This window comes from Chitinophaga agrisoli (assembly GCF_008386695.1).
GTDB classification, from domain to species: Bacteria; Bacteroidota; Bacteroidia; order Chitinophagales; family Chitinophagaceae; genus Chitinophaga; species Chitinophaga agrisoli.
In genome coordinates this window covers 980,250-1,004,722 of record NZ_VUOC01000002.1, presented here as the reverse complement: position 1 = coordinate 1,004,722, position 24,473 = coordinate 980,250, and the positions used below count along the sequence as shown (strand labels likewise).

Sequence of the window (24,473 nt, the reverse complement as noted above, 5' to 3'; positions counted from 1 at the left end):
ATAGTATATAATGGGCTATATTTGTTACAGCCACGTAAAGGCGGTATTATGCCTTACTTCAGGAATTTCACGTACCATATAGATAAAAGGAAATGGAAATACTATTTCCTGTTAGCCACCCTGGCCATGGATTCGTATGTAAAATAGCCGTTTCCGCTGCGGCCCCCTTTCTTTATTCTTCACCTTTAATTGTATTGATCGTGCCATATTATCATAAATTGGGTCAAATCCCCCATAAACGTCATACCCAGTTCCGTAAACCGGACGGCTCCCTGTATGCGGAGCAGCTGTTTTCCACGGAAGGTTTTTCTTCCCATTACTCCTTGTTATATCACTGCCATCCCCCCACGGAGATCATCCGGGTGGATACGCCATACCCCTGTATGCCCCGCGTTGCGGAGGAGAAAATGCTCAAACATCGCAGCTTCCAGGGTTTTAACATCAAGCCTGTGCCGGATTTCCTGGCCAGCCGTAAACCGGTATTGGTGAACAATGACGTCCATATCTCTCTGGCCGCGCCGCAGGAGAGCATGCAGGATTATTTTTACAAGAATGCGGATGCGGACGAAATGATCTTTGTCCACGAAGGATCCGGCGAGCTGCTTACCCAATACGGGCGGCTGCCTTTTGGCTATGGGGATTACCTGGTGATCCCCCGGGGCACCATCTACCAGATCTCCTTTAAAGACGCCGGCAACCGGCTGTTCATCGTGGAATCGTTCAGCCCTATCCGGTTTCCCAAACGGTATCTCAGCCAATACGGACAATTAATGGAGCATGCGCCGTTCTGCGAGCGGGACATCCGCGCCCCGCAGGACCTGGTCACGATAGACGAAGCAGGGGATTTCCTGATCCGGATCAAAAAGAAGGGACAGATGTATCCCATCCACTACGCCCATCATCCCATGGATGTAATAGGCTGGGATGGTTGCGAATACCCCTTTGCCTTCTCCATCCACGATTTTGAGCCCATCACTGGCCGGGTGCATCAACCGCCGCCGGTTCATCAGACCTTCGAAGGGCAGAACTTTGTGGTATGCTCCTTCTGCCCGCGTTTGTTCGATTATCATCCCTTATCTATACCTGCCCCTTACAACCATAGTAATATCGATAGTGATGAGCTGTTGTATTATGTGGATGGCGATTTTATGAGCCGCAAACACGTTACCCGGGGTATGATCACCCTGCACCCGGGCGGTATTCCGCATGGGCCGCATCCCGGCGCAGTAGAGAAGAGTATAGGAGCAAAGGAAACAAAGGAACTGGCTGTGATGGTGGATACTTTTCACCCACTGCAGATCACGCAAGAGGCGTTGGCCATAGAAGATAAAGCGTACGTCATGAGCTGGGCAGAGTAATAGGTTGCTTCTTATAAAAACAGGGGCTGACCAAAAGCAAAAAATGGCTTTGGTCAGCCCATGAACAGATCATTGGCGCGCCACGATCTTGATCTCTATCAATTGGCCGGGCAATGCCAGTCCACTTACCACCACAATCGTACTGGCTACGCTCTTAGGGTTGGAATAAAATTCCGCTTTGTTATTTTTCCGGGCCTCAAAAGCCGTTGGCATATCCATTACATACAAGACCTCTTCCACCACATCATCCATCGTCATGTTGAACCGGGACAATAATGTTTTAATATTCGCATAGGTTTGTTTCACCTGTGCTTCCATACCCTGAAGCAGCACACCTTTTTCGTCATGGCCAAGCTGTCCGGATATCCATACAGTGTCTCCTTTTTTTACCGCTTGTGCATAACCGTAATCGTCTTCCCAGGGCATTCCCAGCCCTTGATAATCTTTTTGTTCCTGTTCCATATGTTGTTATTTTACCGGTAATGTATGACTATTATCGCAATGCCATTATATGTTGCAACAATTCTTTGCCGGATCATACTGGCGCCGTTTTGCGTGGCTAAAGACCCGGAGCGTTTTCAACGCCATACGTAAAAGGGGCTGACCTAAAAGAAAAAAAAGCACTTTCAGGCTGGCCCCTTTTTTTAGGGGCGCATTTGAGGGAAAGATTATCTTTTTATTCTCTTCAGCAGCCGTCCAGCCTTGGGGCTTTGCGCCAGGCCTATAGCAAAGCTGAAATCCGCGGCCCAGTTAGGCGCGGTATCCTGCGCGGTGGGCGCAATGGTCCCATACTGGTGGCAATCAGTGCAGCTCATGGTCTGCGCATAGGTTTCCATGGTGACATTGGCTACTTTAATACTGCTGGGCAACATGGATTGCAGGCGTATGGGCACAGTATCCGGTTTTTGCGGGTTCTGTGCCGCGTTAGTAGACCATATCACATTTACCAGCTGGTAATATTGCCATACAGAACTGGGATAGTTCTTAGCAATAAATGCCTGCAGGACCGCATTCACCTGCTGCGCCTGCTGGTCAATGGGCGTTTGCCGGGTTACCTGAATGGGTACCGGGCCAGGACCGCCTTTGCAGAGATAATAAGGCGGTGGCATATTAGCCGCGCAGGTAACCGTTACAGGGGATGGGCTGTCTAGCGCACAGCCAGATACAGGGAACGTCCTGGGCTGGCAATTATCGTTATAAAAGCTATAATCGCCGTTGCTGTTCTTATCGCCGGGTACATTATCAATATGCTCAAAAGTGGCCCATACCCAGGTGCGCTGTTGCTTTGTTTTGTGGATGATATGCAGCCCTACCAGCGCTACTACGGTATAACGGTACTTACCGGTAACAGCGTCCCTTACCACAGATTGGGATAGCTTATACCGTTTCCATTTTTCGTTGGAGGGGTCTGGTACTTCCATCCAGGCGGCTTTCAGCTCAATAGCGCCCGTTGGTCCGGGATAGGACCCCATGGGAAACACGATAGGTATGCCTTTTTGCACCGCCGCATACTGGTAATTAGCGTCATAGTATTTATTGCTGACTACAAAATTATAGATGTCCTGGTTCAGCTTTATCTCATACCATACATTGGTGTTGTTCTGGGCGCCCAGCCAGGCAGGGCCGCTGAACGGGAACGCCTGGCCGGTATTTTGGGGACCAAATACCGGCACATCATCGAGCTTATTCGTTACCGTGAGCAGCTTGGTGGTGGAGGCCATTCTTTTATCCGTGTGCAGCAGGTCCCTGGCCCCGCTGGGCAGCTGAAAAGCGCTGCCCCACGGTGGAGGCGGCGCGCCATTAGGCGGATACATTTCCTGGCTACCGATATAGGTCTCCCATGCCACCGGGCTCATATCGCCCGGATCTCCAAACCCGGCGCCGGGTACAGTAGGCCAGTTAAGGGTAACAAACTCCCACCAGCCAAAGCAATCCGCATTTTCCTGGTTAATGAAAAAGGGAGAGTCACCGGGTACAATAGAATCAAACCGGATGTTGAGGAATCCGCATTTGCAGCTGTCTTCAGAGGTCTTTGCATTGGCCTTACCCGGCATCTGCAGGCTTGCAGACGCCAGGTAAACCAATAGAGCCATGAGAGTACCCAGCAGCCAGGCTTTACGTTTGCGCATAAAGACGACGAGTGCAGTCATGGGTATTATGATTTTGGTTGATGAATACTACCGGCTGGTACCAGGTTGATGACAGCAGGCATGGGGATCTCGCAGCCGCCGGGACCCAGGTTGAAAATAGCCACAGACTGCAAGCCTGTTTGTGTGATGCCGCTTGTGTCCACATTCACGTACAGCGCGGTAACCTCTGAGGGGTATGTGTTACCGGGAACTGCATAATTGACGGTTTCCACGCTGGTGATGGTGATGTTCAGGCAGCTGTTGCCCACGGCTACCACTATCTGTGGCCAGGTGCTGGGATCACTCGGGTTGGCTACAACCGTAGCAGCAGTGATCACCATGGGCACGCTGGATTGTCCTACTTCCACCAAAGGCGCTATCAGCGTACTGTTGCTAAGGAGCGTCATGGGTACCTTCACCGGGTTATTCACAGTTTGCCGGGACATGGCGTTAAAAATGTCCTGGTGGAACATCTGCAAGGGCTGTGCCTGCGCAGAAGGAGCAGAAATATTCTGCACACAGGGCTGGGCAGCAGGTGCTTTACTTGCAAAGGCATCCGCAATGATATGCATATCGATGGTCTCTGACACCTGGCCGCCCCATTTGATATTTTGATTGTTGATCTTGATGTCAGATACGGTATAACCCTTGTCCGCAGGCACTTCGAATACAGCGTGCAGTATAAAGTTACCGGGCAGTACCTGGCCATTTACAGTCAGGGTTTCATTACCGCGTACAATGGTCCAGAAATCCTGGGCATTGGCGCCATCCGGTGTGGTGTAACTGGAGAAATCTGGCGTCTGTATATACAGGCCGGGAGGATTGGTGAGCGTAGCAGCAAAGCCGCTGCCTGTGAGTTGGTTTACTGAACCGCCTATATTGGGATCACTGTTGCGGTGTGGTTGCCCATATTGTGCGCAGCAGATCAGCTTATTGAAATTGGTATTACCGGTGGTACGCTGTGCCGTAGCTGCTGCGGCCAGGCAGGTTTCTGTTTGCAGGGTATTAGGCGTGCTGGTAAGGTGCATAGCCCCACCCTGCTCTGCAGTAGACAAAGGCCCGCTGTTCCATTTGTTCAGCGCGTTATAGGCCGCCCTGCCGGTGGAGGGGTCTATGACTACCTGGTTATTGGAATCGTACAGATACAGGTCTTCTATCTTGATCTGGGGTTTGTTAAGCGTGGAACGGTATAGCTCCAGCACTTTTTGCGGATCTATCATCCACAGGCTGTTCCAGTACTCTGGATTTTCGCAGGTAAAGTCAATACGTGTTATTTTCCCCTGGGTATTACGGGTAACGGCCCACTCGCAGTATTCATCCTGCCATCCGCGGGGGCCATACGGACCATAAGGTTGTGGGGGGACTGAAAGGCCGGAGCAGGGGTCAGTAGTGATGGCGGGAAAGCTTTGGCCATTGGTCTGATAGCCGGTATCGGCCAGGGAGTATACGTCCTGCTGGGAAAGGGTAGGGAAGTAGTAGGCGATACGGCCGGGAAAAGCATTCCATTGTATAGCAGCCGTCTGGGTACCGGAAGGCAGGGGCGTGTCAATTGGGTTTACGTAGTTTTCAAAGGCTTGTGAGTTGGTGGCGTTCCATGGATTACCAACAATCGCCTGGTTGGCAAAACCATTGAGATTAGTATTCCATTGTTTGTTTAGGGCATCCTGTTTATTGGCGTCATGAGGAAAATCCTGCTGGGCCGCGGGCGTAAGGAATTGAAATCCCGTAGCCGCCGCTGGCTGCGGTGCTTGGAAGGTGGTGCTCATAGCGATATGTAGTTTAGATGTGAAAAAGAGGATAAAATATAATTGGTATAGAAGCAGATGCGCGGGCATGCCATACCAGATACATTTTATCAGGATAGTAATAAGGTTTAATAAAGATTTAAAAGGTGTTTGTTGCGGTTTATGCCGGTTATTTTGAGTTTAATAAATTATTGCCGGAGTATATAACAATCTGTGCTAAAACGCGTCGTTACAGCGAATATAGGGATTTTTATAACAAAACAATACGTAGGTTTAAAATATTCGCAATAGCTATAGTTTGTTACAGTTATTGTCAGGCGGTAGTTACAATTGTGCTAAAGCGGCATTTACCAGGACGATCGCTTTTCCACGGAGCACAGGATTGCCTTCTTCCATCTGATCCAGTATCAGCTTACATTCCCGCAAGAATGTGCCGGCAAAATCACGATCCTGTATCACAATCTCCGCACAGTTATCCATGATATCCGCATATTTAATGGTCTGCGCATCCGGAAGGGCAGTAGCCAAACGCTTTGCTTCCTGCTTTTTACGCTGAGGACGGCTCCAGCGCGGATAGTTTTTTTTGGTGTAGATATCCGTTAGGTCTAATACCAGTTGCAGCGTGCGGCCGGCCTGGGTCTCATCCATCATCGTCAGCAGGAATTGATAGAGGGCCTGCGCAGTCACCGGCGTATCTTCCAAAACATCATGCAGCAGAGCGGCCGCCAGCATGGTAACATCGCTGGTATATTCCCGGCACATCTGCATTACGCGTACAGGATGTACAATATAACGATCCGGCGTATATTTACGGGTCTGTGCGCCATGGGCCTGATCGGCAAAATCCCTTATCTGTTCCAGTATAGTTTCCATAGTAACCAGGCTATTCAAATAGATAGCTTATAACTATCAAAAAAAATACCTTTTAGGCAGATTTTATACTGTTTATTTACAATTATCTTTGATGCCCCTTTATCATGGCCATTAAAACCCATTTTCGTTAATAAAAAATCAACATAATATATGGAATTCAGGCAATTAGGAGAGAGTAATTTACAGGTGTCTGTTATCACCTTTGGCGCATGGGCCATTGGCGGCTGGATGTGGGGCGGGGCGGAGCGCAAGGATGCAGTGGAGGCTATCAGGGCTTCTATCGATCATGGCGTAACCTCTATCGACACAGCTCCCATTTACGGACAAGGCTTAAGCGAAGAGATCGTGGGCGAAGCACTAAAAGGCGTACCGCGTGATAAGGTGCAGATCCTGACCAAATTCGGCATGCGCTGGGACCTTACTTCTCCCGCCGGCACCCTGGCCTTTAAAAGCAAGGATAACAATGGCAAAGACATCGACATATACAAATATGCCGGCAAGGAAAGCGTGATCAAAGAATGTGAGGATAGCCTGAAAAGACTGGGCACAGATCATATTGACCTGCTGCAGATCCACTGGCCGGATGTGGTAACGCCCATCTCAGAAACCTTTGAAGCAATACTGCGACTGCAGGAGCAAGGCAAGATCCTGGCCGCGGGCGTATCCAACTATAGCGTGGAGCAAATGAAGGAAGCGGAAAAGACCATCAAACTGGCTTCTAACCAGGTACCCTTCAGCATGGTGGAAAAAACGATCGAGAGCGAGCTGGTGCCTTATTGCATCGCCAACAAAAAAGGCATCCTGGCCTATAGCCCGCTGCAACGCGGTATCCTCACCGGTAAGGTAAAACCAGGTCATGCATTTAACGCCGGCGATACCCGCGCGGATTCAAAGTTCTACCGTCCTGAGAATATCACGCGCATCAATGCCTTCCTGGATGAATTACGTCCCATGGCAGAAAGCAAGGGCGCTACACTGGCGCAGCTGGTCATCCGCTGGACTATTGAAAGGCCGGGTATTACGGTAGCGCTGGTAGGCGCAAGGGATGCTAACCAGGCGATACAGAATGCGAAGGCGATAGAGGTGAAATTGAGCCCGGAAGAGATTAAGTATATCAATGATAAGCTGGCGAAGGTGGAATTGGTGTAAGGGAGTTGTTGAGTGAGGAATTATCAAAGTGATAATTGGTGTCCTTTGATAATTCCTCATCGTTAACCTGCATCTCCTGATCACGTCTTTGATTAAAATGAAATAATCCCCCAAATCCCAAATACTTTCGTATTATTGCATTAGCAACTATTTCATGCAACATCTGCATACATATCATTCCCGCGCGGATCAGCGCCATACCAAATACTACTTCTTAATGGCTACCCTGGCCATGGATTCGTTAATGGCTTAATACCAGCTGCTGCTGCCTTTGGGTAGTTTTCCGCATTTATTTACTTTTTCACTCCCAAAGCGCGCGCACACCGGCCAGCATCGTCGTGTCATAAATAACATATTACCCATCATACACCAAAACAATCTAAATTCATCAACACATGGATATAGCAACTGCCCCTGCCGTGAATACCAACACGCAGGACTTCTTACCCTTAAATGGTACTGATTATGTGGAATTTTACGTAGGCAACGCCAAACAGGCTGCCCATTTCTACAAAACAGCCTTTGGCTTCCAATCCGTAGCCTACGCCGGGCCGGAAACCGGCGTAAAGGACCGCGCCTCTTATGTACTGGTACAGAACAAACTACGTTTTGTGCTCACCACTCCCTTAAAACCCGGCAGCGAGATCTCCCAGCACATAGAAAAACACGGGGATGGCGTAAAAGTACTGGCCCTGTGGGTAGATGACGCCCGCTCCGCTTTCGAAGAAACCGTAAAAAGAGGGGCAAAGCCCTACCTGGAGCCGGTAGTGGAAAAGGATGAGTCCGGGGAAGTAGTAAGGAGCGGTATCCACACCTATGGCGATACCGTGCACATCTTTGTAGAGCGTAAAAACTACAAAGGCTTATTCCTGCCCGGCTACAAGGAGTGGAAGACGGTGTATAATCCTACAGATACCGGCCTGCAATACGTAGATCATTGTGTGGGCAATGTAGGCTGGAACGAAATGAACACCTGGGTGAACTTCTACGGCAACGCCATGGGCTTCCATAACCTCATTTCCTTTGACGATAAGGACATCTCCACAGAATATTCCGCGTTAATGAGTAAGGTGATGAGCAACGGCAACGGCCGCGTGAAATTCCCTATCAATGAACCGGCAGAAGGCAAAAAGAAATCACAGATCGAAGAATACCTCGATTTTTATGGCGGTCCCGGCGTACAGCATGTGGCCATAGCCACCAATGATATCATCCATACCGTAGGCGAGTTGCAGCGCAGGGGCGTGGAATTCCTGACAGTGCCGGGCTCTTATTACGAGGAGCTGCTGGACCGTGTAGGTAAGATAGACGAAGACCTGGCGCCACTGCGGGAGCTGGGCATATTGGTAGATAGAGATGAGGAAGGCTACTTGCTGCAGATCTTCACCAAACCTATCCAGGACCGCCCTACGGTATTCTTTGAGATCATACAGCGCAAAGGCGCCAAATCCTTTGGTAAAGGCAATTTTAAAGCGCTGTTCGAATCGATAGAAAGAGAGCAGGAGCGGAGAGGTAACCTTTAATAATGTGCGGATGTGCTAATGTGCTTATGTGCTGATGATGCCCCCGCGCAGTTGCCGCCCGGGCTTCCAATGGCACATTTGCACATCCTTCCATTAACACATCAGCACATTAGCATATTAGCACATTAACCCCTATTTTTGGCAATAATCAAAGCCAATGGCACGTTAGTTTTATGAGGGTACAAACATTATTCGGTATCTTGTTCCTGCTGGGGGGTATTTTTCAGGCCATCACGGCATACCTGATCGCTCAGGGCCATCAGCATTACATTTTACGCGTAGCGAATCGTAAGGTCGGTATTGTTATATATGCTATTTTTGCATTATTGATGTTCGGCCTCGCCTATGCGGCTTTTACCGGGTCAAGGGTCTTCGGCTGATATATTTAAAATTTTGTTAAAAACGATGAAGCGGATTTTTGTAGTGGTATTATTGATGTTGGGCGTATCTGCGGCACGGGCCCAGCAATCCTTTCTCGAAAACCAGAAGCTGTTCCCCAAGGTAGGGGTGGCTTATAAGGAAAAGGAAGAGGCGCTGCGCAAGGAATTTGAAAAGAAAGGGCTTACTTATCCCGCCAAATATATGTTTATCCGCTCCTTTAAGCTGGATAGCGAGCTGGAGATCTGGGTAAAGAATAATGTGAGCGATACTTTCCGCCTGTTCAAATCTTACCGGGTGTGTACCCTGTCCGGCAAAATGGGGCCCAAACGTAAGGAGGGAGACCGCCAGGTGCCGGAAGGCTTCTACTACATAAACGATTTTAATCCTAACAGCAATTATCACCTCTCCCTGGGCATTAACTATCCCAATTATTCAGACAAGGTATTGAGCGACGCCAAGAACCCGGGAGGCGATATCTATATCCACGGCAGCTGCCTCACTATTGGCTGTATTCCCTTAACGGACCAGTTCATAGAAGAGGTGTACATTATGGCGGTGAACGCCAAAAATGCCGGTCAGGACTTTATTCCCGTGCATGTTTATCCTGTAAAGTTCGGCAATACCCGGTCTATGGACTACCTGGGCGGCGTATCCTTAACGGATAACAGTTCCCAGCAGTTTTGGGTAGAGCTGAAAACCGCATATGATTATTTTGAGAAATATCACCGCTTGCCCGTTGTCCTCATCGACAGCAAAGGCAAATACGTGATGTAAACGAATAGGTTACGGGCTTATCCGCCCGGTGGATCGTCAATAAAGGGGGTGTTCTCTGTCATGGGAGAACAACCCCTTTGTTGTTTGGAAATTAATTATTTTACAGACGGTGTTTGTTTTCTGCTTTTTTTTTCGAAACTTGAGTCCAAAGGTCAAATCAATTTACTATTATGAATAGAAGAGATGCTATTAAGAATGTGGCGCTGTTACTGGGCACCGCCATTTCTGCTTCCACGTTAGCAGCCCTGGAAGGCTGTACCGGTTCCGGGCCCAGGAATTATGCCCTGGAGGCGCCGGAGACCAAATCTATCCTTGCTGAGATTGCGGAGACCATTATCCCGCAAACCAATACCCCGGGGGCAAAAGCCGCCAAGGTAGACGAGTTTATACTGACCATGATGCAGGATTGCTATGAGCCGAAGGATCAGCAGATTTTGCTGGATGGTCTTAAAAAGGTAGACGAGGCCAGTAATAAACAGTATAAAAAGTCATTTGTGGACCTGACCGCAGAGGAAAAGACCGCTGTGCTCACGGAGATTGACAAAGAGCGGGTGGCATACAACAAACGGGAAAACAAGCAAAAGGAAGACCCTACGCACTATTTCCAGTTTATAAAGGAACTTACCCTGCTTGGCTACTTCACTTCCAAGCCCGGCGCTACTGAAGCCCTGCGTTATGTAGCTGTACCCGGTAAGTTTGAAGGCTGCGTACCCTACAAGAAAGGCGATAAGGCCTGGGCAATGTAACCCAACAGCCATTAGCTTGTTTTTCCACTCACAAAATCGAATTCCATGAATCTGAATATAAAAGCACAGGACCAGAACACCTATGATGCCATTGTCATTGGTTCCGGCGTAAGCGGCGGATGGGCCGCCAAGGAGCTGACCGAAAAAGGATTGAAAGTATTGATGCTGGACCGCGGTAAGAAATTAGAGCACGTAAAGGACTACGAGACCGCCACCAAAGATCCCTGGGAATTTCCGCACCGCGGCAAGATCACCAATGAGCAGCGCGAAACCCATCCTAAACTGAAACGTGATTATCCATATAGCGAACACAATGAGAAGTACTGGATCAAAGACGTAGACAGCCCGTATAACGAGGTAAAACGTTTTGACTGGTACCGCCCGGATATCGTAGGTGGTAAATCCATTATGTGGGGCCGCCAGTCTTACCGCTGGAGCGACCTCGATTTTGAAGCCAACCTGAAAGATGGCATCGCCGTGGATTGGCCTATCCGTTACAAGGATGTGGCCCCCTGGTACGATTATGTGGAGCGCTTTGCCGGTATCAGCGGCCAGGCAGAAGGACTGCCCCAGCTGCCGGACGGCCAGTTTATGCCCGCCATGGAAATGAACTGCGTAGAAAAAGAAGTAAAGAAAAGGGTGGAGGCCAAATTCAAAGGCCGTATCATCACCATGGGCCGTGTGGCTAACATCACTAAGCCGCTGCCCGGCCGTACCGCCTGCCAGTTCCGTAACCTGTGCAGCCGCGGCTGTCCGTTTGGCGCTTACTTCAGCACACAATCCTCTACGCTGCCTGCTGCTGTGGCAACAGGCAACCTTACCCTGCGGCCGGATTCCATCGTGAACTCCATCATCTATGATGAGCAGAAAGGCAAGGCCACCGGCGTGCGCGTAATTGATTCGCATACCAAACAAATGACGGAGTACTACGCCAAGATCATCTTCGTAAATGGTTCTACGCTGGGCTCTACTTTTGTGTTGATGAACTCAATATCCAAACGTTTCCCCAATGGCCTGGGCAACGATAGCGGTGTATTGGGTAAATACCTGATGGATCACCACTTCCGTACCGGTGCTTCCGGCACCGTGGAAGGGTTTGAAGATAACTATTACTTTGGCCGCCGCGCCAATGGCATCTATGTACCGCGCTACCGCAACGTAGGTGATGACAAACGCGATTACCTGCGTGGTTTTGGCTACCAGGGCGGCGCCAGCCGTAGCGGTTGGCAGCGCGGCATCGCTGAGATGGGCGTAGGTAAGGACTTTAAGGAAATGCTCACAGAACCGGGTCCCTGGACCATGGGCCTGGGCGGCTTTGGCGAATGCCTGCCCTATGAGCAGAACCAGGTTACACTGGATACTTCTACCAAGGATATCTGGGGCCAGCCAGTGCTGAAATTCGACGCGGAGTTCAGGGAAAATGAAATGAAGATGCGGAAGGACATGATGAACGACGCGGCAGAAATGCTGGAAGCAGCAGGCGCTAAAGACATCAAGACCTTCGACAACGGTTCCTTCCCGGGCATGGCCATCCATGAAATGGGTACAGCACGTATGGGCAGGGATCCCAAGACCTCTATCCTGAACAGCTGGAACCAGGTGCATTCAGTAAAGAACGTATTTGTAACAGACGGCGCCGCCATGGTCTCTGCGGCCTGCGTGAACCCGTCCCTTACCTATATGGCCTTAACTGCGAGGGCAGTGGATTACGCGGTGAAAGAAATGAAGAAAGGCAATATTTAATGTGCTAATGTGCCAATATGCTGATGTGCTAATGGATTGATGCGGACGATTGCCGCCGTTCGTTAGCATATCAGCATATTAGCATTAGCACATTGACACATTAGCATATTAGCACATCAACAATGAATCTCAACGTTAAAGCAGGACAAGAAAACACGTATGACGCCATAGTGGTGGGCTCAGGCATCAGCGGGGGCTGGGCAGCCAAGGAACTATGCGAGAAGGGTTTAAAAACACTGGTGCTGGAAAGGGGGAACGACGTACAGCACGTAAAAGATTACACCACCGCCATGATGGCGCCCTGGGAGTTCAAACACCGTCTGCAGTTCACCAACGAAATGAAGGAGAACTATCCCATCCAGAGCCGGTGTTATGCCTTCGATGAATCGTCCAAACAGTTTTGGGTAAACGATAAGGAGAACCCCTATAACGAGATCAAACCTTTTAACTGGCTGCGCGGTTACCACGTAGGCGGCCGTTCGCTGATGTGGGGCCGGCAGGTTTACCGCTGGAGCGATCTGGATTTTGGCGCTAACGCCAGGGATGGGCATGGGGTTGACTGGCCTATCCGTTACAAGGATATTGAATCCTGGTACACCTATGTAGAGGCGTTTGCCGGCGTAAGCGGCCAGGCAGAAGGGCTGCCGCAATTGCCGGATGGCCAGTTCCTGCCGCCTATGGAAATGAACTGCCTGGAAAAACATGTGGCCGCACGTATCAAAGAAAAATATACGGACCGTATCATGACCATCGGCCGCGTGGCGCACGCCACCAAAGCCATGCAGAATGGGCGTGCCTGTCAATACCGTAACTTATGCCACCGCGGCTGCCCCTTCACCGGGTACTTCAGCAGCAACGGCGTTACGCTGCCTGCCGCAGCCGCCACCGGTAACCTTACCTTACGGCCGGATAGTATCGTAACAGAAGTGATCTATGATGAGAAAAAAGGCAAAGCCACCGGCGTCCGCGTACTGGATGCGCATACGCTGCAAACCGTGGAGTATTATGCCAATATCGTCTTCCTGAATGCCTCTACACTGGGCACTACGTTTGTACTGCTGAACTCCACCTCCAACCGTTTCCCGAATGGCCTGGGCAATGACAGTGAGCAGGTAGGCCATAACCTGATGGACCACCATTTTGGTGTGGGCGCAGACGGGGAGTTTGATGGTTTTGAAGACCAGTACTACAGCAGCGGGCGCCGGCCAAACGGCATCTATATCCCGCGCTTCCGTAATACCAATGCAGCTACCATGCGTAAAGACTTTGTACGCGGTTTTGGCTACCAGGGCGGCGCAGGCCGTGGTCGTGGCAACGGCACAGAAGGCATAGGAGCGGAGCTGAAAGAATCCCTGCAGGAACCCGGCAAATGGACCATGGGCATTGGCTCCTGGGGCGAGCACCTGCCTTATTACGAGAATAAAGCCACCCTCAATAAAAACAAAAAGGATAAATACGGATTACCCACGCTGGATATCGATTGCGAGTTCAAGGAGAATGAGCTGGCCATGCGTAAGGATATGCAGGAAAGCGCCAGGGAAATACTGGACGCAGCCGGATTGAAAAATATCACCAGCTATGATGATATGCCGCCTCCCGGCCACTGTATCCACGAAATGGGCACCGCCCGCATGGGAAAAGATCCTAAAACATCTGTATTGAACAAATGGAACCAGCTGCACGCCGTAAAGAACGTATTCATTACAGACGGCGCGTGTATGGCTTCCTCTGCCTGTCAGAACCCTTCCATTACCTACATGGCCCTTACGGCCCGCGCATGTGATTATGCAGTGCAGGAACTAAAAAAAGGAAATATCTGATATATAAATCTGCGGATGTGCATAGGTGCACATCCGCTTACCTTCGCTTTTGCTGATACAATTTTAACCGTTTAACCCTTTTTACTTTTATCCTTTGAACAGAATACTATTTTTATCCCCAGACATTTTTCATAGGACAATGAAGCAATCTATACTGGCACACCTGCTGTTACTGGCCTGCCTTACCGGCCAGCTAACCCATGTAAACGCGCAAAGCAAACACAGTTTCGCACTTTCCAAAACAGATTTCCTGCTGGATGACAAACCTTTCCAGATCATCAGCGGGGAAATGCACCCGGCGCGTATCCCCAAAGAATACTGGCGGCACCGCATACAAATGGCCAAAGCTATGGGCTGTAATACCATTGCCGCCTATGTGTTCTGGAACTATCATGAGCAGGTGCAGGGCACTTTTGACTTTGCCAGCGATAACCGCAACATAGCAGAATTCATCAAACTGGCGCAGGACGAGGGCATGTGGGTACTATTGCGCCCGGGCCCCTATGTATGCGCGGAATGGGAGTTTGGCGGGTTACCGCCTTACCTGCTGCGTACCCCGGATATCAAGGTACGCTGTATGGATCCCCGTTATATGGCCGCTGTAGAGCGGTACGTAGCCGCGCTGGCCGCCCAGGTAAAACCTTTGCTGGTAACCAATGGCGGCCCTATCGTGATGGTGCAGGTAGAGAATGAATACGGCAGCTATGGCAACGATAAACAATACCTGTACCGCCTTAAGGAATTATGGGAGCACAATGGCATAGATGTGCCTTTTTATACCGCAGATGGCCCCACCGCCTTTATGCTGGAAGCCGGCGCCGTGCCCGGCGCCGCTATAGGGCTGGACTCCGGCGGGTCTGATGGTGATTTTGCCGCTGCTAACCGCCAGAACCCGGATGTACCCGCATTCAGCAGTGAAACTTATCCCGGCTGGCTCACCCACTGGGGCGAGCAATGGGCACGGCCCAATAAAGAAGGGATCCTTAAGGATGTAAAATACCTGATGGATAACAAACGCTCCTTTAACCTGTATGTGATCCATGGCGGCACCAATTTTGGCTTCACCGCCGGCGCTAACTCCGGCGGTAAAGGTTATGAGCCGGACCTGACAAGCTATGACTACGATGCGCCAATAAATGAGCAGGGCAACGCCACAGAAAAATATATGGCATTGCGTAAGCTCATCGGCTCCTATCAAACAAAACCATTACCGCGTATACCAGCGCCCATCCCCACCATCACCATCCCTGCCGTGCCGCTAACGCCTTTTACCAGCGTATGGGAGCAGCTGCCGCAGGCCGTGCATTCCATACAGCCGCAGCCGTTTGAGGCCTATGCGCAGGACTATGGTTTTATGGTGTACCGCACTACCCTCATAGGGCATAAAAGCGGCCATCTGCAGGTAACAGAGCTGCATGATTACGCCACCGTTTTCCTGAACGGACAATACATTGGTAAGATAGACCGCCGCCTGGGCGAGAACAGCATAGAGCTGCCCAAAACAGCTATAAAGGATCCCGTGCTGGAGATCCTGGTAGAAGGAATGGGCCGCATCAACTTTGCACAACAGCTGATAGACCGTAAGGGTATCACAGACAGGGTAACCCTGAACGGCATGACGCTTATGAACTGGGATGTTTTTGGCCTGCCCATGAAGGACGAGTACGTGCAGCAGCTGCGTGCCACCAGCGGCGCTACAGAAAGGCCCGGACAGTTTCTTAAAGGCACGTTTAAGCTCTCCCGCACCGGAGATACCTATTTTGATGTTGCTGCCCTTAAAAAGGGCGTAATATGGGTAAACGGGCATAACCTGGGCCGCTACTGGGATATAGGCCCGCAAACACGCCTGTATTGTCCCGCCAGCTGGCTTAAAAAAGGTACTAACGAGATAGTGGTATTTGACCTGCACCAAACCGCCCCCGCTTCCATTACGGGTGCAAAGACCCTGGAATAGTCAAAATACCCATATATAACAAAAGCCCGGTGTAATACGCCGGGCTTTTGTTATATGATCAGGATGGATATTATTCCGTTCGCAAACTCTTCACCGGGTTCGCAATGGCTGCCTTAATAGCAGAATGTCCCACAGTAACCCAGGCTATTATTACAGACGATAGCAGTGTAACCACAAAGAACCCGGCGCCCAGGCGAATGCTGAACGTATACTGCTGCAACCATTCCCCCATAAAATACCAGGCCAGCGGCGCAGCAATGCAGAACGCCACCGCGATCAGGATGGTGAATTCCCGGGACAGCAGCACTACAATACTGCTTACCGGCGCGCCCAGCACCTTGCGGATGCCGATCTCCTTTTTACGCCGGCCCGCCATAAAGGAAACCATGCCATACAGGCCCAGGCAGGAGATAAAAATGGCCAGGCCTGCAAATACTTTAAACAGCTGGGAAAGCTGGTCTTCCTGCTTGTAATAGTTAGCGATGGACTGATCCAGGAAATTGTATTCAAACACATAGTCAGGGTACAGTTTGTTCCAGATGGCGGCCATAGCGGCTAAAGCCTGTTTGGCTTTGCCCGGCGCTATCTTAATATTGGTCAAACCGTACATCTGGTTGGCGGCGGTCATCACGATGGGGTCAATAGGGTCGCGCAGGGAGTGATTATGGAAGTCTTTTACCACGCCCACAATAGGCCCCCTTCTGCCCGCCACGGTAACGATCTTGCCAACAGCGGCTTCCGGGCTCCCCAGACCCGTTTTCCGGAGCAGGGTCTCATTTACTACATATTCCCGCATGGTATCGGAAGAAAAATACATACGCCCCGCCAGCAACTGCATATTATACAGCTTAGCGTATGCCGTATCAGCCGGTTTCATGTTTACCACCATGTTTGTGTTTTCAGTAAGTCTGATGTCCGTGGCCCAGCCGCCATCCCCCATAGGCACAAAGCTGCTAAAGCTGAGACCTTCCACACCCGGCGCCGCCAGCAGCTCATTCTGCAGCAGGATAAACTTGGTGCGGTTCAGACTGTCGTGTGGAATGGAGGCCGTTACAATGGCTGCTTTGCTAAAACCCAGGTCCTTATTCCGGAAATAGTTCATTTGCGAGATCACTACCAATGTGCCAATGATCAGCACCTGCGCGATCACAAACTGTAATACTACCAGCGCCCGCCGCAGCGAAACGCCTTTGCCTGCGCTGGTCGTGATCTTACCCTTAAGCGCGCTTACCGGGTTAAAACCGGATAATATGAGGGCCGGGTAAAAGCCGGACAGTAATGTTACGCCTGCCAATGCCGCCAGCATAAACAGGATAGCCGCGGGGTCTTTCAGGATGTTAAGTGACAGTTTTATATCCAGCAAACTATTCAGAAAAGGAATACAGGCCAGCGATATGATAATAGCGCCTGTCATGGCCAGCAGGCAGGTAATGCCCGTTTCGCCAAAGAACTGCAGCAACAGCTGCCCGCGGTTGCTGCCCAGCGCCTTCCGCACGCCTATTTCCCGGGCGCGGTTAATGGCATTGGCAGTAGAGAGGTTGATGAAGTTAACGCAGGCTACCACCAGCAGGAAAAAACCAATAAGCCTTAGCGCGGTCACCAGGTCTTTGCTGAAAGTCCGGCCACTAAAATTGCCGAAGCGCTTATCCGCATGCATATCTTCGAGCGACTGCAGGTGCAGGTCATATCCCCGCTGATCTGCCTTGATATGCCGGGACATAAACGCAGGCATCAACGCGTCTATCTGCGCGGGTGTATACCCCGGCCGTAACTGTATAAAACAATAATTAACATCGGTAATACTGCCCCAGTCATTCATGTCGGCATTCAGGCTGGCGTAGGAGAATACCATGCCTAACGGGAAATCCGTATTAACAGGCGGGTTCTCCAGGATGCCGGTAATGCGCATAGCTAACCCATGTACATTCAGCGTTTTCCCCACCGCTGTTTGCCAGCCGCCAAAATATTTTGTTGCCAGGGCTTTGGTGAGCAACAGGGTATTAGGTTCTTTGAGGGCAGTATTTACATCGCCTTCAGCAAGGGGGAAATTAAATAGATGAAAGAATTGCGGCTCCGCCAGGAATACGCCTTTGGCTTCTTTATATTTTTTTATTGCGCTGCCATCCGGGCCGGGTACGATCACTTGTACGTCATATTCTGCTGTAATGGCTGCCGCTGCCGCTATCTGCGGCATTTCTTCCCGCAGCGCGCTGGTAACCGGGAAAGGCACGCCCGTGCGGTATTCCCCGTCTCCAGGGTTATTGCTGATCCTCACTGCCCGGTAGATCCTGTCCTTCTTTGGGTGAAAATTGTCAAAACTTTGCTCATATGCCAGCACCATAAAGATCAGCAGGAAAGCGCTGAACCCAATAGCGAGGCCCGTGATGTTAACAAAGAAATGTGTCCTGTTCCGGAGCAGATTCCTTAAACCTGTCTTATAGTAGTGGCTCAGCATAAGTGGATGTGTTGGGAAGCATACACTCCTGCCAACCGGGTGCCACATTCATGGGGTGATGAAAATCAATGATATACATTGCCTGTACAAAAGGAGGATTGTCCGCTTTTGCACAGCCCTCGTTCACTTCCGGACAATACCTTACACCGTAACTTTAACAGCCTCCTCAATATACTGCTGCAGGCTTGTTTTCCCCTTTACCACAGCCGTACCGCTGCCTGCCAACGCTGTTCTGCCATTGATCACTGCTTCCGTCATGCAGGTGAATTGTTTGATAGCGTCTGCCGTAAAATGCAGTTGCTGGAGCTCCTTTTTCCACTGGTTACGGTGTATAGTGTGCGCTTTTATGGGTTTGCCCAGCGCCTGGGAAAAGGCCTCTGCTACATCGTTAGCCGTATATTCAGCAGGCCCCAGCAATTCATATACCTTGGTAATGCCATGTTCGCCAACCAGCACATCGGCCGCAAACGCGGCAACATCCATGGGGGAGATCATGGATAGCGGCATGTCTGCGGGGAAAAATGTGGGCAGTTTGCCCGTTTCCTGCATAACCGGCAGGTAAGGTAACCAGTTACTGAGGTAATAAGCCGGGCGGATAAAGATCTTTTCAATGGGCAGGTCCGTAAACGCATGCTCCAGCATATAGGACTGTTGCAGGTTACCCGTGCCCTTTTCATGCTGTGCGCCAATAGAGGAAATGCCCACGACCTTTTTAATGGAAGAGGCCTCCAATGCCTTATGATAATTGTCCAGCAGTTTTTGCGTATCACCCATCATGTCTTCACTATGCATGTCTTCCGGCGTAATAATAAAAAGGGTGGTACCATCCTGTAAAGCGCGGGTAAGGGCGCGGAGGTCCTGCAGGTCTGCTTTTTCCACTACGGCCCCTTTTGCCTGCAATGGCGGCGCTTTTTTCATATCGCGCACAATGCCTTTAACGGGTTCTTCCATCTCCAGCAGGTGGGCGGCTACGGCGGCCCCTACCTGTCCGGATGCTCCAATAATGATGTGCATATCTACAGTAGGCTTTAGATAGATACCGCAACAAAGATCAATCCAGTTTAAAACACAGTTGAGCAAAGCTCCGCCAGCATTGGATTGTAGCGGATGAAACCGGCGGGCGGGGCATATCACATATTTAAAAGATTGTAAATCAGGGGAGAAAATGCCATCCCCGGGCCTGTAAACCGGCCATGGCGCAAAGCAATCCGGGCATACCCCTTGCTTTTTCAATACAAATCACTTAACTTACAATAACTGGTTTTTCATTTATTATTTCATTCTTAAAGGCCTCGTTATGGGAACAGTACGCAATATACTGCAGGCCAAGGGGCATGCAGTATACACTATCCATCCGGACAACACGGTTTTTGAAGCATTGAAACTATTGGTAGACCGCAATGTGGGCGCGCTCATGGTGGTTGATGAACAGGATAAATTCCTGGGCGTTTTCTCCGAACGCGACTATGCCCGCAGGGTCATACTTAAAGGCAGGGCATCTAAAGAAACGATGATCCGCGAGATCATGACAGAACGCCCCATTACCGTTTGCGAAAATGATTCTATCGAAGATTGTATGGTAAAGATGACGGATAAACGTATCCGCCACCTGCCCGTAACCGATGAGCAGTCACGGCTGGTGGGACTGATCTCTATCGGGGACGTCGTAAAATTTATCATAGACGAACAGCGTTATATTATCAATAACCTGGAATGTTATATCAACGGCACGCATACCTGATAAAATTGTTGGTTGTTGTTTTGAATTTTTTTCTGTACATTCATATCAGTATATCCCAGACCGTAGGATATATCCGCCTGCCAACAGCGTTTATTGAGGTATATGACCCAGGCGACAGGTTTTGACCACGTGCGTAGCATTAATGTTTTTTGACAGATTATTGGACTGACTTTAAAGATCGCTTGGAGGGCGATATATCTTGGAAGACTCAGTTATTGAAACGGCACCCTTATGGCCCTTTATTGTTTTTGGGGCCATCGTCCTGGTACTGGTAGGAACCATACTTGGACTGTCTTATATGCTAGGCGGGCGGCATAAAGACCGCGCTACCGGCGAAGCATATGAGTCCGGCATCCTCTCCACCGGCTCCGCACGTTTACGTTTCCCTTCCCAATTTTATTTAATAGCGATGTTGTTTGTGATCTTTGATATTGAGACCGTATTCATTATATCATGGGTCATCGCATTCGGGGAACTGGGCTGGGCGGGCTTCATAGGCGTCGGCATCTTTATCTTTATCCTGCTGGTGGTACTCATCTACGAATGGCGTAACGGCGCGCTGGACTTTGGGCCGGACGGTAAAAAGATCTTAAGGGCGTATAAAAAGCTCCGCAAGGAAAGACCACACCGCAGCCTGGACATTCCCTTTAATCCGGCACAACCGGCTAACTAACGGTCATCAACCCTTAACATAGCACTGAAGAAGATTATACGCCTCATAAAACGGTACATAGATAAACCTCAACACACGGACAATTAATACGCGATATAAAAAGGATCAATAAGGAAGCAACGGTATTAATTCATTCCACGGATCTAACAACAAAGACTGGCATTCCATTCTCCAAATCAGCCAGACTGGATTTTTGTAGCACAACATGACTGGTAACTTCTGCAACAGCCAGGACAACGGGATCAAATTACAAATTGAGCAATTCGGATGACGAATATAAGGATCATCAGGACCTGTCTATTTGTTATTCCTGCATCGTATTAGTAATTACATCCAACGCATCAACACACGTATACATGTGGGCGCCACGTGCCTGTACATGCTGCCTTTCAATAAATGACGGCCGCCTGTATGCGCGTTCCCGCTATTCTTCATAAAACATTCGTCACTATATGGATTGGTGGTTAAACAAAGCAAACGATCAGACAAACGTGGTCAATGGCAATACCTCACTGGAAGAGGTGATGCAGCGTAGCATGATACTAAGCTCTGTAGAAAGGCTGGTGGCCTGGGGGCGCAGTAACTCCATGTGGCCTTTCCACTTTGGATTGTCGTGCTGTTTTGTGGAGATGGCTACCTCCATGACGCCAAAATATGATGTAGCGCGCTTTGGCGCGGAAGTGATCCGCGGCACGCCCCGCGAGGCCGATGTGATGATCATTGCCGGTACCGTTTTTATTAAGATGGCCCCCATCATCAAACGCCTCTATGAGCAGATGATGGAGCCGCGCTGGGTCATATCCATGGGCTCCTGCGCCAACTCCGGCGGTATGTACGATATCTACAGCGTAGTACAGGGCGTAGATAAATTCCTGCCCGTAGATGTATATGTGCCGGGCTGTCCGCCCAGGCCAGACGCCTTTATGCAGGGGCTCGTAATGCTCAGGGATGCCGTAGGCAAAGAGATCCGCCCCCTTAGCTGGATGATCGGCGATCAGGGGGTGATCAAACCGGAAAAGATCTCCATGAGGGAGGTGTTACATGAGCAACGGCAACAAATGACCCAGTTCAAAACACCGGACGAAATATAAGCTGGCTACTGTAGGCTGGCAGTTATATCCGGCTGCCGCTGCGGAAGCCAACTGCCAACTACCGAAGATATGAATGAAAGTATCATAGCTGCACTGCAAGCCCGTTTTGGGGAACAAACCTGCAAGGTTCAGGTTACACGCGACGCGATGCCCACCTGCTGGGTACCGGCGGATAAGATTGTAGCAGTGCTGCAATACCTGAAATCCGACGTAAATATGCCCTACCGCATGCTCTATGACCTCACGGCCATTGATGAGCGTGCGTATAAAAGAGCCCAGAACGGTCATATCCACTTTGACTTTGCGGTAGTGTATAACCTCTTTTCGTTTGAGCGGAACGATTTCCTGCGGCTGAAAGTAGGCCTGCGGGGAGAATATCCCAACTTGCCCAGCATTACCCATATATGGCCCGCCGCTAACTGGTACGAGCGGGAAGTGTATGATATGTTCGGCATCCGCTTTGACGGCCACCCGCTGTTAAAACGCATCTTAATGCCAACTACCTGGCAAGGACACCCCCTGCGCAAAGAGCATCCCGCCCGCGCTACAGAAATGGGGCCCTTCCGGCTGTTTGACGAAAAGGTGGACAGGGAACAGGAGGCCCTGCAGTTCCGCCCGGAAGAATGGGGGCTGAAACGGCAAAGTGATGATTCGGACTTTATGTTCCTCAACATCGGCCCCCAGCACCCCGGCACTCATGGCGTACTGCGCATCATCCTGCAGCTGGATGGGGAAGATATTGTAGACGCCGTGCCGGACATCGGCTTCCATCACCGCGGTGCAGAAAAGATGGGCGAACGCCAGTCATGGCACACTTATATCCCCTACACAGACCGTATTGACTACCTGGGTGGGGTGATGAACAACCTGGCCTACCTGCTGGCCGTAGAAAAACTGGCAGGTATAGAAGTACCCCTCCGGGCCCAGGTGATACGCGTTATGCTCTGCGAGTTCTTCCGCATTGCCAGCCACCTGGTGTGGTACGGCACCTTTGCCCAGGATGTGGGCCAGCTCTCCCCCGTATTTTACATGTTTACAGACCGCGAACGGATATTTGAGATCATAGAGGCCGTTTGCGGCGGCCGTATGCACCCCAACTGGTTCCGTATTGGCGGCGTAGCACAGGACCTCCCCAATGGCTGGGATAAACTGGTACGCGAATTCATAAAATACTTTCCCCCTAAACTACGCGAGTATGATAAGATGGTGATGCAGAATGCCATCTTTAAAGCGCGCACCGTAGGCATTGGCATCTATACCCTCGAAGAGGCTATTGACTGGGGCGTCACCGGCCCTGGCCTGCGTGCCTGCGGCCTGGAATGGGATATGCGCAAAATGCGCCCGTATAGCGGGTATGAGAACTTTGCTTTTGAAGTGCCCACTGCCGCCAATGGCGATTGTTACGACCGCGCCCTGGTACGCATAGAGGAAATGCGGCAAAGCCTGCGCATCATAGAACAATGCCTGGAACATATGCCCGCCGGGGATTTTAAATCCCATCACCCCCTGGCAACACCACCGGTGAAGCAGTATACCATGCATGATATTGAGACCCTTATCCATCACTTCCTGAACGTAAGCTGGGGACCGGTAATACCGGCCGGCGAGGCCATGAGCTGTATAGAGGCAACGAAAGGCTGGAACGGGTATTACCTCATCAGCGACGGCAATACATCACCCTACCGCGTAAGGGTGCGCACGCCTTCATTCCCGCACATGCAGATGATCCCATATATCAGCCGGGGCTACACCGTAGCGGACCTGCTGTCCATATTGGGCGGGATGGATTATGTGCTGGCAGATATAGACCGGTAAATGAACAAAAGCAGTAAACGATAAAATATGCTAACAGCCACTGAAATATCACGTATCGAACACGAACTGCAACAGGTGCCGGTTAAAAAAGCGGCAGTGATAGAGGCATTAAAGATCGTGCAGGAGCAGCGCCGCTGGGTGTCTGATGAGAATGTGGAAGACATAGCCACCCTGCTGGATATGAGCGCAGACGAAGTAGACAGCGTGGCCACCTTTTACAACCTCATTTTCCGCCGCCCGGTAGGCAGGCATGTGATACTCTTATGTGACAGCATCAGCTGCTGGGTAATGGGATATGAAGGGCTGCGGAGTAAGCTCATGGAACTGCTGCAGGTCAAGTACGGGCAAACCACGCAGGATGGCCGTTTTACGCTCCTGCCCAATGCCTGCCTGGGTTGCTGTGACCGTGCGCCGGCATTGATGGTGGATAATGATCTGTATCGCGATCTGAAAGTAGACGAGATCGAAAGTATACTCATGAAATATGAATAGTATAACTGTAA

At 50.4% G+C, this 24,473-nt stretch carries 20 protein-coding genes; 14 read left to right on the top strand and 6 right to left on the bottom strand.

What is annotated here, in order from left to right; all coding sequences use genetic code 11:
- Positions 1-21 precede the first annotated feature (21 nt).
- Positions 22-147, top strand: coding sequence for a hypothetical protein (locus tag F0L74_RS34015; RefSeq protein ID WP_262714232.1), 126 nt, complete (start codon positions 22-24; stop codon positions 145-147).
- Positions 148-218: 71 nt separating this feature from the next.
- Positions 219-1,358, top strand: a complete 1,140-nt coding sequence (locus tag F0L74_RS11400) for a homogentisate 1,2-dioxygenase (RefSeq protein ID WP_246197683.1) — start codon at positions 219-221, stop codon at positions 1,356-1,358.
- A 69-nt stretch (positions 1,359-1,427) separates the two neighbouring features.
- On the opposite strand, the gene F0L74_RS11395 is transcribed toward F0L74_RS11400, so the two are convergent.
- The 4 genes from F0L74_RS11395 to F0L74_RS11380 form a co-directional block, all read right to left on the bottom strand.
- Positions 1,428-1,820, bottom strand: a complete 393-nt coding sequence (locus F0L74_RS11395) for a Rid family hydrolase (protein ID WP_149837987.1) — start codon at positions 1,818-1,820, stop codon at positions 1,428-1,430.
- Between the two features lie 206 nt (positions 1,821-2,026).
- On the bottom strand, positions 2,027-3,508 hold the full coding sequence (locus F0L74_RS11390; protein ID WP_149837986.1) for a cytochrome c family protein: 1,482 nt from the start codon (positions 3,506-3,508) through the stop codon (positions 2,027-2,029).
- A 5-nt stretch (positions 3,509-3,513) separates the two neighbouring features.
- Complete coding sequence (locus F0L74_RS11385) at positions 3,514-5,253, bottom strand: DUF8225 domain-containing protein (RefSeq protein ID WP_149837985.1); 1,740 nt, start codon at positions 5,251-5,253, stop codon at positions 3,514-3,516.
- Positions 5,254-5,556: 303 nt separating this feature from the next.
- Entirely contained in the window at positions 5,557-6,105 is a 549-nt protein-coding gene (locus tag F0L74_RS11380) for an HD domain-containing protein (RefSeq protein ID WP_149837984.1), read from the bottom strand.
- A gap of 150 nt (positions 6,106-6,255) precedes the next feature.
- On the opposite strand from F0L74_RS11380, the gene F0L74_RS11375 reads away from it, so the two are divergent.
- The 7 genes from F0L74_RS11375 to F0L74_RS11345 all read left to right on the top strand — a co-directional run bounded on the left by F0L74_RS11375 (position 6,256) and on the right by F0L74_RS11345 (position 16,195).
- A complete protein-coding gene (locus tag F0L74_RS11375) occupies positions 6,256-7,254 on the top strand; it encodes an aldo/keto reductase (RefSeq protein WP_149837983.1) in 999 nt (332 codons plus the stop codon).
- 395 nt (positions 7,255-7,649) lie between these two features.
- Complete coding sequence (hppD, locus tag F0L74_RS11370; RefSeq protein ID WP_149837982.1) at positions 7,650-8,777, top strand: 4-hydroxyphenylpyruvate dioxygenase; 1,128 nt, start codon at positions 7,650-7,652, stop codon at positions 8,775-8,777.
- A gap of 405 nt (positions 8,778-9,182) precedes the next feature.
- Entirely contained in the window at positions 9,183-9,932 is a 750-nt protein-coding gene (locus F0L74_RS11365; protein WP_149837981.1) for a L,D-transpeptidase family protein, read from the top strand.
- A 170-nt stretch (positions 9,933-10,102) separates the two neighbouring features.
- A complete protein-coding gene (locus tag F0L74_RS11360; RefSeq protein ID WP_149837980.1) occupies positions 10,103-10,678 on the top strand; it encodes a gluconate 2-dehydrogenase subunit 3 family protein in 576 nt (191 codons plus the stop codon).
- Between the two features lie 45 nt (positions 10,679-10,723).
- Positions 10,724-12,421 (top strand): GMC oxidoreductase, encoded by a 1,698-nt coding sequence (locus tag F0L74_RS11355; RefSeq protein WP_149837979.1) that lies wholly within the window; start codon positions 10,724-10,726, stop codon positions 12,419-12,421.
- 122 nt (positions 12,422-12,543) lie between these two features.
- Positions 12,544-14,241, top strand: coding sequence for a GMC oxidoreductase (locus tag F0L74_RS11350; protein WP_149837978.1), 1,698 nt, complete (start codon positions 12,544-12,546; stop codon positions 14,239-14,241).
- Between the two features lie 139 nt (positions 14,242-14,380).
- The gene (locus tag F0L74_RS11345; protein WP_149837977.1) at positions 14,381-16,195 is read left to right on the top strand and encodes a glycoside hydrolase family 35 protein; all 1,815 of its coding nucleotides are present in this window, start codon (positions 14,381-14,383) and stop codon (positions 16,193-16,195) included.
- A 70-nt stretch (positions 16,196-16,265) separates the two neighbouring features.
- Here F0L74_RS11345 and F0L74_RS11340 read toward each other — a convergent pair whose 3' ends face one another.
- Together F0L74_RS11340 and F0L74_RS11335 are read right to left on the bottom strand one after the other, a co-directional pair.
- A complete protein-coding gene (locus F0L74_RS11340) occupies positions 16,266-18,650 on the bottom strand; it encodes an ABC transporter permease (RefSeq protein WP_188315964.1) in 2,385 nt (794 codons plus the stop codon).
- A 141-nt stretch (positions 18,651-18,791) separates the two neighbouring features.
- Positions 18,792-19,664: an NmrA family NAD(P)-binding protein gene (locus tag F0L74_RS11335; protein ID WP_149837975.1), complete on the bottom strand. Its 873-nt coding sequence runs from the start codon at positions 19,662-19,664 to the stop codon at positions 18,792-18,794.
- A gap of 283 nt (positions 19,665-19,947) precedes the next feature.
- Between F0L74_RS11335 and F0L74_RS11330 the strand changes: the two genes are divergently transcribed.
- The 5 genes from F0L74_RS11330 (at position 19,948) to nuoE (ending at position 24,462) form a co-directional block, all read left to right on the top strand.
- Positions 19,948-20,391, top strand: coding sequence for a CBS domain-containing protein (locus F0L74_RS11330; RefSeq protein WP_149837974.1), 444 nt, complete (start codon positions 19,948-19,950; stop codon positions 20,389-20,391).
- 199 nt (positions 20,392-20,590) lie between these two features.
- A complete protein-coding gene (locus tag F0L74_RS11325) occupies positions 20,591-21,064 on the top strand; it encodes an NADH-quinone oxidoreductase subunit A (protein WP_149837973.1) in 474 nt (157 codons plus the stop codon).
- 452 nt (positions 21,065-21,516) lie between these two features.
- A complete protein-coding gene (locus F0L74_RS11320) occupies positions 21,517-22,155 on the top strand; it encodes an NADH-quinone oxidoreductase subunit B (protein WP_149837972.1) in 639 nt (212 codons plus the stop codon).
- Positions 22,156-22,170: 15 nt separating this feature from the next.
- Positions 22,171-23,970, top strand: coding sequence for an NADH-quinone oxidoreductase subunit C/D (gene nuoC / locus F0L74_RS11315; protein ID WP_306462923.1), 1,800 nt, complete (start codon positions 22,171-22,173; stop codon positions 23,968-23,970).
- 27 nt (positions 23,971-23,997) lie between these two features.
- Positions 23,998-24,462 carry an NADH-quinone oxidoreductase subunit NuoE gene (gene nuoE, locus F0L74_RS11310; protein WP_149837970.1) on the top strand — a complete coding sequence of 155 codons (465 nt, stop codon included), beginning with the start codon at positions 23,998-24,000 and terminating at the stop codon, positions 24,460-24,462.
- Positions 24,463-24,473: the final 11 nt, after the last annotated feature.

Coding starts and splice junctions, on each gene's coding strand:
- F0L74_RS11395 (WP_149837987.1), bottom strand. CDS start 1,820: ATGGAACAGGAACAAAAAGATTATCAAGGGCTGGGAATGCCCTGGGAA.
- F0L74_RS11390 (WP_149837986.1), bottom strand. CDS start 3,508: ATGACTGCACTCGTCGTCTTTATGCGCAAACGTAAAGCCTGGCTGCTG.
- F0L74_RS11385 (WP_149837985.1), bottom strand. CDS start 5,253: ATGAGCACCACCTTCCAAGCACCGCAGCCAGCGGCGGCTACGGGATTT.
- F0L74_RS11380 (WP_149837984.1), bottom strand. CDS start 6,105: ATGGAAACTATACTGGAACAGATAAGGGATTTTGCCGATCAGGCCCAT.
- F0L74_RS11375 (WP_149837983.1), top strand. CDS start 6,256: ATGGAATTCAGGCAATTAGGAGAGAGTAATTTACAGGTGTCTGTTATC.
- hppD (WP_149837982.1), top strand. CDS start 7,650: ATGGATATAGCAACTGCCCCTGCCGTGAATACCAACACGCAGGACTTC.
- F0L74_RS11365 (WP_149837981.1), top strand. CDS start 9,183: ATGAAGCGGATTTTTGTAGTGGTATTATTGATGTTGGGCGTATCTGCG.
- F0L74_RS11360 (WP_149837980.1), top strand. CDS start 10,103: ATGAATAGAAGAGATGCTATTAAGAATGTGGCGCTGTTACTGGGCACC.
- F0L74_RS11355 (WP_149837979.1), top strand. CDS start 10,724: ATGAATCTGAATATAAAAGCACAGGACCAGAACACCTATGATGCCATT.
- F0L74_RS11350 (WP_149837978.1), top strand. CDS start 12,544: ATGAATCTCAACGTTAAAGCAGGACAAGAAAACACGTATGACGCCATA.
- F0L74_RS11345 (WP_149837977.1), top strand. CDS start 14,381: ATGAAGCAATCTATACTGGCACACCTGCTGTTACTGGCCTGCCTTACC.
- F0L74_RS11340 (WP_188315964.1), bottom strand. CDS start 18,650: ATGCTGAGCCACTACTATAAGACAGGTTTAAGGAATCTGCTCCGGAAC.
- F0L74_RS11335 (WP_149837975.1), bottom strand. CDS start 19,664: ATGCACATCATTATTGGAGCATCCGGACAGGTAGGGGCCGCCGTAGCC.
- F0L74_RS11330 (WP_149837974.1), top strand. CDS start 19,948: ATGGGAACAGTACGCAATATACTGCAGGCCAAGGGGCATGCAGTATAC.
- F0L74_RS11320 (WP_149837972.1), top strand. CDS start 21,517: ATGGATTGGTGGTTAAACAAAGCAAACGATCAGACAAACGTGGTCAAT.
- nuoE (WP_149837970.1), top strand. CDS start 23,998: ATGCTAACAGCCACTGAAATATCACGTATCGAACACGAACTGCAACAG.